General features: G+C 52.4%; 11 protein-coding genes. 1 reads left to right on the forward strand and 10 read right to left on the reverse strand.

Features of this window, described 5'->3' with window-relative positions:
* Window positions 1–65 precede the first annotated feature (65 nt).
* The 10 genes from LIZ87_RS08950 to LIZ87_RS08995 all read right to left on the reverse strand — a co-directional run bounded on the left by LIZ87_RS08950 (window position 66) and on the right by LIZ87_RS08995 (window position 12,788).
* A complete protein-coding gene (locus LIZ87_RS08950) occupies window positions 66–752 on the reverse strand; it encodes a YjjG family noncanonical pyrimidine nucleotidase (protein ID WP_227146503.1) in 687 nt (228 codons plus the stop codon).
* On the reverse strand, window positions 736–2,079 hold the full coding sequence (locus tag LIZ87_RS08955) for a dihydroorotase (protein ID WP_227146543.1): 1,344 nt from the start codon (window positions 2,077–2,079) through the stop codon (window positions 736–738). The genes LIZ87_RS08950 and LIZ87_RS08955 overlap by 17 nt, the downstream gene beginning before the upstream one ends.
* A gap of 30 nt (window positions 2,080–2,109) precedes the next feature.
* A complete protein-coding gene (locus LIZ87_RS08960; RefSeq protein WP_178313520.1) occupies window positions 2,110–2,814 on the reverse strand; it encodes an MBL fold metallo-hydrolase in 705 nt (234 codons plus the stop codon).
* 125 nt (window positions 2,815–2,939) lie between these two features.
* A complete protein-coding gene (locus LIZ87_RS08965) occupies window positions 2,940–4,628 on the reverse strand; it encodes an FAD-dependent oxidoreductase (RefSeq protein ID WP_227146506.1) in 1,689 nt (562 codons plus the stop codon).
* 39 nt (window positions 4,629–4,667) lie between these two features.
* Complete coding sequence (locus tag LIZ87_RS08970; RefSeq protein WP_178314121.1) at window positions 4,668–5,852, reverse strand: M24 family metallopeptidase; 1,185 nt, start codon at window positions 5,850–5,852, stop codon at window positions 4,668–4,670.
* An 80-nt stretch (window positions 5,853–5,932) separates the two neighbouring features.
* Entirely contained in the window at window positions 5,933–7,477 is a 1,545-nt protein-coding gene (locus LIZ87_RS08975; protein WP_178314119.1) for an AbgT family transporter, read from the reverse strand.
* A 173-nt stretch (window positions 7,478–7,650) separates the two neighbouring features.
* Complete coding sequence (locus LIZ87_RS08980) at window positions 7,651–8,823, reverse strand: MalY/PatB family protein (protein ID WP_178314117.1); 1,173 nt, start codon at window positions 8,821–8,823, stop codon at window positions 7,651–7,653.
* 139 nt (window positions 8,824–8,962) lie between these two features.
* On the reverse strand, window positions 8,963–9,133 hold the full coding sequence (locus LIZ87_RS08985; RefSeq protein ID WP_227146509.1) for a hypothetical protein: 171 nt from the start codon (window positions 9,131–9,133) through the stop codon (window positions 8,963–8,965).
* A complete protein-coding gene (locus LIZ87_RS08990; RefSeq protein WP_178314115.1) occupies window positions 9,100–11,298 on the reverse strand; it encodes a sigma-54 interaction domain-containing protein in 2,199 nt (732 codons plus the stop codon). The genes LIZ87_RS08985 and LIZ87_RS08990 overlap by 34 nt, the downstream gene beginning before the upstream one ends.
* Window positions 11,299–11,459: 161 nt before the next feature.
* Entirely contained in the window at window positions 11,460–12,788 is a 1,329-nt protein-coding gene (locus tag LIZ87_RS08995) for an MATE family efflux transporter (RefSeq protein WP_178314113.1), read from the reverse strand.
* 233 nt (window positions 12,789–13,021) lie between these two features.
* Here LIZ87_RS08995 and LIZ87_RS09000 point away from each other — a divergent pair, with 233 nt between their 5' ends.
* Window positions 13,022–13,885: a helix-turn-helix transcriptional regulator gene (locus LIZ87_RS09000; protein ID WP_178315562.1), complete on the forward strand. Its 864-nt coding sequence runs from the start codon at window positions 13,022–13,024 to the stop codon at window positions 13,883–13,885.
* The last annotated feature ends 1 nt before the right edge of the window (window position 13,886 follow it).

Below are 13,886 nucleotides of genomic sequence, written 5' to 3' on the forward strand. Positions count from 1 at the left end.
ATATTCTCCTATCACTTTCATTTGTTTTCCATACCCCCGGCGGACAAGGGCACTCATTTTATTTATCAAAGAAATCCTTTCAGTTCTTCAAGACGCCGTATCTCATAATCCGCCCTGATCTCCCCTAAAGCAGGACGTCCCTCCGGGTTAAACCAGCAGGTCCTGCATCCCCCGTTGATCCCTCCCTGGATATCAGAGTGAAGGGAATCGCCGATCAAAAGCATGCGCGATGGATCTGCCCCAGGTATCCTTGAAAAGCAGTATTCAAAGTATTCCTTCTGGGGCTTCTGACTGCCTGCATCCTCTGAGACAAAGATATCCTTCACATACTGGTCGAGCCCCGAAGCTGCCAGGCGCTTGTACTGGGTGGAGGAGGTGCCGTTTGTGACAATGTATAAGTCATATCTCTCCCTTAAATAAGCACAGATCTCCAGTGCACCGTCTATAAGAAAGTCCGACTTATCCAGCAGGCTGCGGTAAAGGTCCTCGGCCTCCTGGCCATCTACCGATTTTCCCATTTCTCCAAAAAAGGTAACAAACCGCTCTGTCACCAGCTTCTCCTTTGTCACCTCTCCCCTCTCAAAGGCAGCCCAGGCCTGTTCATTGATCACATGGTAGCGGTCCAGGCGCTCTGTGGTCGGTTCAATGCCGTAAAACCTCAGTACCTGCTCCATCCCCCGCTTTTCCGCCATATTGAAATCCATAAGGGTTCCGTCCACGTCCAAAAGCAGGACATCAAATTCCTTCCTCATGCTCCTCTCCCCTATAAACCACATTCCCTCCGCAGATGGTGTACATGACCTTTCCTGTAAGTGTTTCGCCTAAAAACGGGCTGTTGTCTGATTTTGAAGCAAAGCCCTCCACTGTCCACTGCCTGTCCGGGTCAAAGATCACAAAATCTCCAGGCCGTCCCTCCTCCAGGCATCCGCAGGAAAGCTGATAGAGACGTGCCGGGTTCAGGCTCATTTTTGCCATGAGCTCTGTCATGGTAAGATAGCCCGGCTTTACCAGGTTGGTAATGCCTAAGGCCAGCGCTGTCTCCAGCCCCAGGATGCCGCTGGGCGCCTCTGTCAAAGGTTTTTCTTTTTCCTCCCTGCTGTGGGGCGCATGGTCTGTGGCGATCATGTCAATGGTTCCGTCCTTTAAGCCCCGGATCAGCATCTGGCGGTCCTTTTCCGTCCTCAGCGGCGGGTTCATCTTTGCCAGGGTACCATGCTCCAGCACAGCCTCCTCTGTCAGAGAGAAATGATGAGGCGTAACTTCCGCCCACACATTGGCTCCCAGCTTCTTTGCCAGGCGCACCATCTCCACTGCATTGCCGGAGCTGATATGCTGGATATCCACCTTCGCCCCTGTGTCCAGAGCGATCATGCAGTCTCTGGCAACCAGGGAATCCTCTGCCAGAGCCGGGGAGCCGTAGATGCCAAGCTGTTCGGACACTGCGCCATGGTTGATGCCATTCTGCCTGATAAAGGTCTTGTCCTCCTCGTGGAAGCTCAGCACCGTATCCAGCCGGGCTGCCTCCTCCATAGCCTTCCTCACAAAAGCGCCGTCCATCAGCGGGATACCGTCATCCGTAAAGCCTGCTGCTCCGTGGGCCAGAAGCTCCTCCATATCTGTCAGCTCTTTCCCCTCAAAGCCTTTTGAAATGGCAGCGCAGCTTAAGACATGGATGCCTGTCTTTTTTCCCTCTTCCAGCACATATTCCAATGTCTCTACATTGTCTCCGATAGGCTTTGTATTTGCCATGCAGACAACGGTGGTAAAGCCTCCCCTGGCGGCAGCCGCTGCCCCTGTGTGTATATCCTCCTTATAGGTAAGGCCCGGATCCCTGAAATGCACGTGGACATCCACCAGGCCCGGCGCTACCACCATGCCCCTGGCATCAATGACCTGACAGGGAAGCTCCTTTTCGTTACTGTTCGCAGCCAATATCCCGGCCTCCTCCTTACAGCCTGCCTCCCATTCTCTCCCCACAGGCTGTATCTTCCGTATAACTCCATCCTCCACCAGCACATCTGCGGTCTCATCCCGCCCGCTGGCCGGATCGATCACACGTCCTCCTTTTATCAAAAGCATATCCTTTTCCTCTCTTTCCAAGTTTGCCTCTTACACCTCAAAGCTCTCGCCCCTGCGGTGTATTTCCTTTACCCTGTCCCGATAGCCCTCGGAGCACGCAAGAGCCTTGAACCGCTCCGTCACTCCAAAGTCTTCCCAGAAATGCATGGGGAACACCACGTCCGCCCCCACCTTTCTCATAAAATCATCCATTCCCAGATAAAAATCCTTTTCCTGCCTGGGATCGATCAGCATAAAGGCCACATCGATATGGGTTCCTGCCAGCTTATCCAGCTCCTCGTGATACCTCTCGCTCATGCGCCGGTTGTCCTCCTCACGCTCTCCTTCCCAGACCCAGTTGTTCAGATCACCTGCATGGTAAATGGTCTTTCCCTCTGCCTCGATCAAAAAGGCCACGCCCTCGTCTGTGGACCGGAATGCCTTTACCTTCACAGTCTCTCCCATATCAAGGCTTTTTTCCTCTCCCGGCCCAATAAAGACCGTGCGTCCCAGAAGCTCCTCAGGGACCTGGCGCCTCCAGATATCATCTGACAGAAGGTATCCTACCTTCCCGCCTTCCTCTGCCAGCCGGAAGATCTCTTTGGAAAAATGATCCCCATGGCGGTGGCTTGCCAGCACCAAAAGCGGCTTCTCCTTATCATAGTCCGGTATCTCTCCCTCAAAATAGTCAAACAAAAACACCACCTGCTCCAGCTCTGCCATAAAGCTGCTGTGATGGATATACGTAATCTTCATACGGCACCTCCCTAATCTTCAATATAAGGAGTATACTATATTTTCCTCAGAAAAAAAAGAAGCAGGTGCGTTTGTTACAGAAACTGTCCCAATACGCACCTGCTGTCTTTCTATTTTTGAAGGTATTACTTGTTCTCTATCTCCATCCCGCAAGCCGTGCACATCCCTGCCACAGCTGCCATGGACTTCTGATCCTTTTCCATCATTTCATAGAAACGGTAGCCGCCGCTTAAGTTCCGTGTCTTTGCCCCTGACTGCTCCAGGATCCTCTGGGCCAGGTAGCCTCTGAGGCCGATCTGGCAGGTGATGTAGATCTCCTTCTTCAGATCCAGCTCATCTATACGGTCTCTCAAGCTGTCCAGAGGAATATTGATAAATCCTGGGATCGCTCCGTTTGCAGCCTCCTCCTCGGTACGGACATCCAGACGAATGGCATCTGCAGGGATCTTCTCGATATCTTCCACATAGAAGGGCTTCATAAGTCCCTCCAGCACATTTCCGATCACGTAACCGGCCATGTTCACCGGATCCTTGGCCGATGAGAACGGAGGAGCATAGGCCAGCTCCATTTCCTGAAGGTCATAGGCTGTCATCTTAAAGCGGACTGCATTTGCCAGATCGTCGATCCGCTTGTCAACGCCCTTTCCTCCCACGATCTGCGCGCCCAGGATCACTCCGGTCTCCGGATCAAACAATGTCTTTACCGTCATCATTTCGCCGCCCGGATAGTAGCCTGCCTGGGAAGCGGAGGTGGTGATCACCTTCTTATATGAACGGCCCTGGGCTGCAAGGCTCTCCTCCTTCTCTCCTGTGACAGCTACGGTCATACCGAAGAATTTCATGATGGAAGTGCCCTGGCTGCCCTTGTAGGCAGTCCTTTTGCCGCACAGATTGTCGCCCACAATGCGTCCCTGCTTGTTGGCAGGAGAAGCAAGGGGGATGAGTACCTGATTGCCGCTTACCACATGCCTGACGGAAACAGCATCTCCCAGGGCATAGACGTCTGCCGCCGAGGTCTCCATATATTCATTTACAAGGATCTCGCCTCTCTGGCCCAGTGCAATACCGCTGTCCTTTAAAAAGCCGGTATCAGGCCGGACACCGATGCTTAAGATCACCATGTCGGCCTGTACCTTGCGGCCATCGCTTAGGATCACGCCCTCCTCGTCCATCGCCGTACAGGTCTGTCCCAAATACAGCCCGATCCCCTGGGCCCTGATATAGTTATGTACCTCATGGGCCATATCCATATCAATGGGAGGCATTACATGGGCAGCGCCCTCTACCACCGATACCTTAAGGCCGCGCTCTGCCAGATTCTCTGCCATCTCCAGGCCAATGAAGCCGGCGCCGATGACAGCGCAGGACGCAGGCTTTTCCGCCTCTACAAAATCATAGACTGCATAGGTATCAGGGATGCTGCGCAGGGTAAATACATGGTTATCCGCCATGCCCGGGATGGGAGGACGCACAGGGCTTGCTCCCGGTGAGAGCACCAGCTTGTCGTAGCTCTCCTCATAGGTGTTGTCACCATTCTTTACGGTCACGCATTTTTTCTGTGTATCCACAGAAACCACTTCGTTCTTTACGCGCACATCCACCCTGAAGCGGCTGTGAAAGCGTTCCGGTGTCTGAAGCTGCAGAGCTTCCTTATCTGTGATCACGCCGCCCACATAGTAGGGCAGGCCGCAGTTCGCGTAGGAGATATACTCTCCTCTTTCCAGCATAATGATCTCTGCGCTCTCGTCATTGCGGCGCAGACGGGCCGCTGTTCCGGCGCCTCCTGCTACCCCGCCTACAATTACAACCTTCATCTGTTATCTCCTTTCGTACATGCGCAGGCCCGCGTATTTCTACAGATAATGAGGCGTATTCGGTGTCAGTACCTCACATCCGTCCTCGGTGATCAGCACCATATCCTCGATATTGAATCCATTTACCCCGTCAATGTAGCAGGGAACCTCCATAGCCAGCACCATACCGGCCTCCAGAGGCCTTGTCTCTGTTGCGTTGATATAAGGAGCCTCAGCTGTAGCAGGGCCCATACTGATCGAATGTCCCTGATGGCCTCTCCTGTAGCAGGGGAACATCTCTTTTACATAGTCATATGCCACATGATACAGCTCGTTGATAGGCAGCCCTGGCTTTGCAGCGGCGATCATCCTTCTCTGTCCCTCATAAAGCCTGTCCTTCAGTTTCAGCAACGCCGGATCCGCATTGCCGATCACCCATGCCCTGGAGGTGTCTGTTGTATAGAAATCGAACTCTGCATTCACACCAGCGTCGAACTTTACCACATCTCCGTCCTTGATGATTCCATCTCCCGGAAGGGTCAGGCGGGAGCCGGAGGGTCCGGTAGAGAACATGGACCACGCACTGGGCACGCAGAAGCCGGATTTGATCACATCCTCGCGGAAGCAGCTGTTCATCTCCTGCTCTGACACGCCGATCTTTACGATCTTGCTCACCTCGGTAAAGCCGTGGTCAGCAATGCGGCACAGGTCGCGGAACATCTGGATCTCTTCCTCTGTCTTGATGCTGCGGGCATAGACAAACATATCGGAAATGTTCACAAATTCTGCCTCCGGGAATTTCTCCTTCAGCATTTGAAAATAAGGCACAGTGATGTAATCCAGCTCCACTCCGATGCGCTTGTCAGCCAGGTCGCAGTCTTTTACAAATTTTTCCAATTTGTCGTTAGAGCTTACCATGCGCTCCTTATCAGGCAGCATCACACCCTCTGCGATCTCCGGCCAGGTCTTCAGTCCCACCCAGGTGTCGTAGGGGTCTACCACAAAGCCCAGGCCGGCTGCCTTGATGCGGAAGGTGGCAGCCTCAAAGTCCATGGTGGTGATATGGGTAGGCGCCTTATCGTCAGAACGCATAACAGCCAGAGAAAAGCCGGGCTGTCTGGATACTGTATGCTGATGGCCCCCAAAACCAGTTACATAATGGAAATTCTCCGGCGAGGAAATGATTGCCCCATCAAGTCCCTTTTCACGGAGCAGTTCTTTGATTCTTGATTCCTTTGGTTTCATAAGATATCCCCTTCTCTATCATTGTTTTTCCGAGACTTATTACTTTTACTATAAAAGTCCTGGCGGCGTTTCATTTTTGATTAATAGAACAGTGGTGAGCCAGGTCCTAAGGGCAGGCCTAATACATACCATACAATGAACATAACGATCCAGCCCAGCAGGAAGCACAGAGAGTAAGGAAGCATGGTGGAGATAACGCTTCCGATACCAGCCTTCTTGTCATACTTCTGGAAGAATGCAACTGTCAGTACGAAGAACGGCATCAGAGGAGCAATGATGTTGGTGCTGGAATCACCAATACGGTAAGCAACCTGGGTCAGCTCGGGAGCCAGACCGAGACGCATGAACATTGGCACAAAGATCGGAGCCATGATCGCCCATTTTGCAGAGTCAACTGCAATGAAGATGTTGATAAATGCAGTCAGTACAATGAAGCAGATGATAAGCGGCAGGCCTACGAAGCCAACAGACTCCAGGAAGTTTGCACCGGATACGGAAATGATGGTACCCAGGTTGGAATAGTTAAAGCATGCAGTAAACTGTGCTGCAAAGAAGATCAGTACCATAAAGCTGGACAGGCCGCTGATGGTCTTGTTCATCAGCTCAACAACATCCTTGTCGTTCTTGATGGAGCCGGCGCCGATACCATAAGCAAGACCTGGAAGCAGGAACAGAAGCATCATGAAGAAAATGATTCCGCTCATGAATGGGGAAGTTAAGAAGGAGTGGGTCTCCGGATGTCTTAACAGTCCATTCTCAGGTACTACTAAAATTGCCATAATGATGATATAAACGAGAGCAGTGATGCCAGCCCAGCGCATACCGCGCTTCTCATTGTCGCCGATATCCTGGACAACCTCGGAAGAATCCGGTACATATGGTGTCAGACGCGGCTCAACAATCTTATCTGTTACAAAGGTTCCGATGGCAGTGATCAGGAAGGTGGATGCCATCATGAAATACCAGTTGCATACAGGAAGCACATTGTAGCTTGGATCGATCATCTGAGCTGCCTGTGTGGACATGCCTGCGAACATTGGGTCATTTGTACCAATGAGCAGGTTTGCGCTCCATCCGCCGGATACGCCTGCAAATGCTGCTGCCAGGCCTGCGATCGGATGACGTCCGAATGCCATGAACAGAACGGCGCCAAGCGGAACCAGAACAACGTAGCCTGTAGAGGATGCGATGTTGGACATGATCCCTAAGAATACAACCACTGCAGTAACGAATGTCTTTGGTGTGGAAGCGGCAACCTTGCGCAGAAGTGCGGACATGAAGCCTGTTCCGTCTGCAACGCCAACACCGATCATGATGGTGAATACGGTTCCCAGTGCAAAGAAGCCTGTAAAGTTGCCCACAACGGTCGTTACCATGTGGCGGATGCTGTCAGGAGCCAGCAGGTTGACAGCTGCTACTGTCACCTCGGTGATCTCCCCTTTTGCGCTGTCAAGATAATCATAAGTAACTGTTACGCCCAGTGACGCACAAATCGCAGAAAGCACGATCACGATACCTGTAAGGATCAGGAAGATCGTAGCCGGATTCGGAAGTGCGTTACCTACCCGCTCCACTGTGTCAAGTGCGCGGAGTATAAAACCCTTTTTTGTCTTGTCTTTCGTCATGACTCTTTCCCTCCATATATTAAACGCGTATTCGCGTTTTTATCAATTTTACCTTATTTGCACATACCTGTGCATTTTCCTCATGCCAGTGTATAGTCTCACTCACATTTCGCAGAATGACTTGCCTGGATTTCCATCTGCGCCATTCTACTGAAAGTGAATGAGACAGCACACTAGGCGATATCATCCACAGCCTTCTTCAGCTGCTTCAAGGCACGCTCCAGCACAGGACGCGGGCAGGCTGCATTGAGACGCATATACCCGGACAGGCTGCGTCCAAAGGACCATCCCTCGTTCAGTCCCAGGCCGGCCTTCTCGATCATGAATTTCCGAAGCTCTTCATTCTCCATGCCCATCTGGCGGCAGTCAAGCCATACCAGGTAGGTTGCATCGGGAACATTCGGCTTAATCTGCGGAATATTCTCACGGCAGTAGCTCTCAATGAAATCAAAGTTCCCGGAAATATATTCCAGAAGCTGCTCCAGCCATTCTTCTCCCTGACTGAATGCGGTCTCCACTGCCACAGAGCTGAATGCGTTGTTGCGGTGGATGTCCAGGTTGCACCAGAACCTGTCAAACTCTGCTTTGAGCTCCTGATTTGGGAATACCACATGGGATGCCTGGAGTCCTGCCAGGTTAAAGGTCTTTGTTGCGGAAATGCAGCTGATCACATGGGCAGCGATCTCTGGTGACAGAGTCGCTGTGGGAATGTGCTTCTTTCCGTGGAAGATCAGGTCAGAGTGGATCTCATCTGATACAATGAGCACATCATTTGCAATGCAGATCTCACACATCCTTGTAAGCTGCTCCCTTGTCCAGACAATCCCTAATGGATTGTGGGGGCTGCACAGGAAAAATATCTTTGCTTCCTTTGCCTTCTTCTCAAAATCCTCAAAATCCACTTCCCAGGAGCCGTCCTTCTCCACCATAGGACACTCAATAACCTGACGGCCCCAGCTCTCTGTCACATCGTAGAACTCAGAGTATACCGGAGTCTGGATCAGCACCTTGTCAGAGGGCTCTGTAAAAATATTCACAATAGAAGACAAGGTAGGAACCACGCCCGGGCTGAAGCTCAGCATGCTCCTGTCAATGTCCCAGCCGTTGCGGCGCTTCTGCCAGCTACACAGAGCCTCATAGTAAGAATCAGGCCGTGAAGTATATCCCCAGATGCCTTCCTCTGCCTTCGCCTTTAAAGCATCGATGACAGGCTGCGCTGTCTTGAAATCCATGTCGGCAATCCATAGGGGGATCACATCCTGGGTGCCGAATTTCTTTTTTCTCTCGTCATATTTCGCTGAGCGGTTATGCTCGCGGTCAACGACTTCGTCGAAGTTGTACTTCATCTTTCACCCTTCCTCTCCCTGCTTTTTTTGCAGTCTGAATTGTTGCAGTTTTTTATAGCTATGAGCACTTAGAGCCTGTCTTTTAGGCTCTTACGTACGATGCATGAAAAATAGTTCGCGAGGTCTTTCACGAGCGTTACTATTTTTTATACACACTATAATAAGAGCAAGTTTTATGCCAACTTTTTCTTTCACGAATTTCCTTGTCTTTTTGCAAATACATTTCCTTTTTATCCCAATTAAATTGGTTTTTACCAGCAATTTTGGTTAATATGGTCAAACTTTTTCTTTTTTTAACGCCTGTTCCCATACGCTGCGGCCCAGGGGAGTGATCCGGCTACCTCCCCGGCCGCGGCTCACCTTTACCATTCCCGTCTTCGACATTTCCTCTAATATATCACGGATCTCCTTTTGGGACAGTGGAAAATGCTGGCTCTTTGCTGCCTGAAGGATCGCCTCCCGTCCCACTGGTCTTTCCTCCTCCGAGGCCCTGTAAAGCTGCTCCAGCACATACCAGAACTCCGCCTTGTCGGGGAAGGAGCTTCCGACATCTTGAAGACCTCCTGCTGCCTCTGCTGCATTTCCGCCTTGATACTCTCCCCTTACCCTGAACATGCCGTCTCTCTGCTTTTGTTTTCCCCGGTCTCTCTGCATGGACTGGAGAAAGGTGGGAGGCAGATCCTCCATGCAGACCTCTTTGTGACCGGTAAAGCTGAAATAGTCCACCACATTCTGAAGCTCCCTGATATTGCCGGGCCAGCTGTATTTCAGCAGGATGCTCCGGATCTCCCCTGACAGGCTGAAGCTTCCCCCGGATTGCCTGCGGAAATGGTCGATCAGAAGCAGGATATCATTTTCCCGTTCCCTGAGAGGCGGGATCAGGACAGGGAGAGCATTCAGCCGGTAGTAGAGATCCCGGCGGAAGCTTCCCTCCTCCACCTTCTCCTCCAATGACTCATTCGTAGCTGCCACGATCCGCACATCGACGTTGATGATCTGATTGCCGCCTACCCGCATGATCTCCCGTTCCTGGAGCACTCTGAGAAGCTTTACCTGCATAGCCTGGCTCATGCCCTCCACCTCGTCTAAAAACAGAGTACCCTTGTGGGCAAATTCAAACAGTCCTGGCCGTCCTCCCTTTTTTGCCCCTGTGAAGGCACCCTCCTCGTAGCCGAAGAGCTCGCTTTCCAGAAGATTCTCCGGCATCGCAGCTACATTGATGGCCACAAATGGGCCATCGCTCCTTCTGGAGGCCCTGTGTACCGCATGGGCAAACAGCTCCTTGCCGGTTCCTGTCTCCCCGATCAGGAGCACCGGTGACTCCGTTGCTGCCATCCGGCGAAGGAGCGCTTTCGTCTTCTCAATGGCCTGGGAGCTTCCCACCACATCCTCAAAGCAGTACTTTGCCCGGTAGCCCTTGTGTAACAGCTGGCTTCTCAGCTCGTTCTGGCGTTTTTCCAAGTCATTGAACCGCTGCAGGGTGGCAAAAGCGCCGATGCACTCCCCCTGATGGAGCACAGGCACCACGGACAGGTTTACATTGGCGGAGCCAATACGGATCAGTCTGGGAGTAAGGGTTGCCTTTTCCCTGATACACGTTCCAAACGGAATATATGGGAATACGCTGTCCCCCTGGCGTCCCATCACAGACCGGCTGTCCACCCCTGTGATATCCCTGGCCTTCTGGTTGATGGCAAAGATCTCCCCTGTCTCATCTACGCCGATCATGCCCTCATCCAAAATCTCGATCAGGATATCCAGACGGCTCTCAAGGCGCCTGGAGCGGACAAACATCTGCTCAAAGCTGTAGTTAATGTTTGCCATGGTTTTTTTATAGTTCTGGAAATGCTTCCCCTCCAGCAGTCTTTCCAATCCCAAATGTATGGCAGCCTCCATAACAGTGGCAGGAGTACAGCACCTGGGGCCAATATTAATGACCTGCTTCATTCCCGCAGGCACAAAAGCCTCCTCATCCGGAGTCACCGCAATATCGATCCCCTTCCAGACCTCCTTATTGGCAGGTCCCTGAAAGGAAAGATGAGATATGCTTCCATCCTCACCGCTGCAGCCAAGATGCAGGGAATCCGGTCCGTAAGGCTCAAACTGCAGCTGGTTCACTCCCAGCTGCTCCAGCTGTGTGACCGCCTCTCTCGCCATCTGTCTGGTAGCATTGACAAAAAGCACTCTGGTGCCCTCCGGTATTTTTTTCAGCTCGCAGATCACCTCCTTTGGATACGTTACCTGGATCTCCACCACCTGACCGTCCGCAGGGACATACTGCCAGGTCTCCTCCGCCACCTTAAACGCATCCGTTGTCACAAGATAAATGTCTGAGAGCTCTATCCTCTCCACTGACATATCCCCCGTGCTGTAAGCCTTCACCTCTGCCAGATCTCCAAAAAGCTGCTGTACCTGCTCTGCGTAAAACCAGCCGGAGCTGGGTATCAGGGTGATGATCGCTATTTTTTTCTTCATAGACACCTCTTTCAAAAACTTTAACCATTTTCCTTAACCAATTATTCCTTTATTCTATCAGACCGGGCGGATATCCACAAGAAAAAAGAGCGGCAGATGCCGCCCTTTTCCTGTTGCCTGTCCTGTAAAAAAATAGTATCATTGCTTCGGAAGGTGCTCTCTCAGATAACCTTATGCTCCATCCACCGCCCGCTCAAAAAGCGCCGCATGAAGAAAAGGGAGCGGAAGCCCCAGTCCACGAACATTCCCATCCATACGCCCAGCAGTCCAAAGCCCAGATAGCCTGCCAGCAGATAGCTTAAGAGCACCCGGAATACCCACATGGAGAAGACACTGACCTCCATCGTGTACCTGGCATCTCCGCCTGCGCGAAGAATGTTGGGAAGAGTAAAGCTGGACGGCCACAGGAACAGGGACACTACGTTAAACCAGGTCAGGACCTCAAGGCACATATCAGCGGCTTCCGCGGAAAGATGGAACCAGGAAACCGCCAGACGGTTAAACACCAGCAGCGATGACAGATTGGTAAGCCATGCGCCCATAAAGGATGCCCAGAGCAGCCTCTTCGCATAATAGGCTGCCTGCTCCTTCTTCCCTGCTCCCAGGCATTGGCCTACGATTGTGATCACCGCCAGACCGATCGCATTGGCCGGAATATTTAATATACCGCAAAAGCTGTTGCCAGCGGCATTGGCGGCGATGGCCGCTGTGCCCAGGGTGCTTGTCAAACTGGAAACAGAGAGCTTGCCGATCTGGAACATGCCGTTTTCGATCCCGTTCGGAATACCAATGGCCAGAATGCGGCGGATCATTCCCCGGTCCGGTTTTAGCAGGGCAGGGCTGTCAATGCGCAGAGGGCTTCCTTTTTTCTGGAGCAGCAGCATCACGGCCAGGCAGGCCGCGGCTCTGGATGCCAGACTGGACAGGGCCGCCCCTGCAACGCCCAGGCGGAGTCCATAGATCAGCAGAGCATTTCCTGCAATATTTGTAACATTCATTACAAAGCTGGCCATCATGCTGATCCGGCTGTTTCCCTCTACTCGAAACAGAGCTGCTCCGGCATTATAAAGCCCCATAAAGGGATAGCTTAAAGCGGAAAAGAAGAAATAGGTTCTGGCATAACCCATCACCTTACTGTCAAGAGCGCCGTAGATCAGCCCCAGAATACGATTGCGCAGGCAGATCACCAGCAGACCGACCAGACAGCTGACCACCAAAACGGAAAGTATGATCTGTGCTGCAGTCTTTTTTACGCTGCTCCAATCCCTGCGCCCCACATACTGGCTGGTCACCACGGATCCCCCCGCTGCCAGAGCAGCAAGGATCAAAAGGATCAATGTGTTAAAGGCGTCCACCAGGCTGACGCCGGACATGGCCGCCTCCCCCAGAGGAGCGACCATCAGAGTATCCGCCAGCCCGATTGTGACTGACAGGGTCTGCTCCAGCACCAATGGGATCAGCAGGCCGGCTAATTGCTTTCGGGTAAACATGTTAAGTACCGCGCCTCCTATAAAGATTTTTATAAAATGCTGACCGGCAGCCGCCGGAAAACGCATCGTTTCAGGCATATCAAAGGGGCGCCTGCCTCCATGCCGGGGCGAAGGTACTCCTGCCGGATACGTGCAGGCTTATCATAGCAAATGTCACACAAAAAAAGTTGCCATTTCGTACAGAAGTATTGCCGAAGCGGACGAATGACCACGCAGAAAAAGGAGGGATCTATATGGAATACGGCCTGCGGGCAGAGGAAAAAACAGATGGGGAACGCATTGTAACAAACTGGCACGTCCACGGAGAGCTGGAGCTTCTCCTTGTGCTGACAAGCGGCGTTCCCTGCCGTATTGACGGAAAAGAGTACATCCTGGAGAAGAACAGCCTGGTGCTCTTTAACAACTTTGAACGCCATGGCATCGGAATACGCGGCCGGAGCTATCACCGGCTTTTGGTCATGTTTCGTCCGGCCTTCTTATCAGGCCTGGGAAGAACAGAAATCGATCTTTTGGAGTGCTTTTTCAGGAGGCCAGACTCTGAAGCCGGAATCATCCCTCTGACAGATGAACAGACGTTGTCTGTCCGCCAAAAGCTGGAGGAGCTGGCAAGGCTCCAGGCGGGAGAAGACGCGGTCCCCCAGCTCTCTTACGTTCTTCCCCCGGCAGAACAGCAGCTCTATCTGCGTTTTTCCCTGGCAAGGCTTCTGTTGGAGGTCAACAGCCTCTTCCGCTCCCGGTTTGGACAGGAAGCCGGCAGAGGGGAGGCCTACACCCTGATTTCCTGCATCATCCAATACATCCACGAGCATCTGGAAGAGACGGCTGCCCTGTCCCTGGAAGCGATGGCCAGACACTTTGCCTTGTCCAGAACCAGTCTGTGCAGCTCCTTTTGCAGCGTTACGGGAACTTCCCTGCATCAGTACGTCATTGACTGCCGCATCTGGCGTGCCCAGGAGCTTCTCCTGACAGGGCATTCCGCAAAGGAGACGGCTGCCCTGACCGGATACCCGGATGCTGCCCATTTTTCCCGCGCCTTCCGCCAAAGGATCGGTCTGTCCCCCATGGAATTTGTAAAGGGCGGCATCTGCCGCCCTTAGA

Source organism: Lacrimispora sp. 210928-DFI.3.58 (genome assembly GCF_020554865.1).
GTDB lineage: Bacteria > Bacillota > Clostridia > Lachnospirales > Lachnospiraceae > Enterocloster.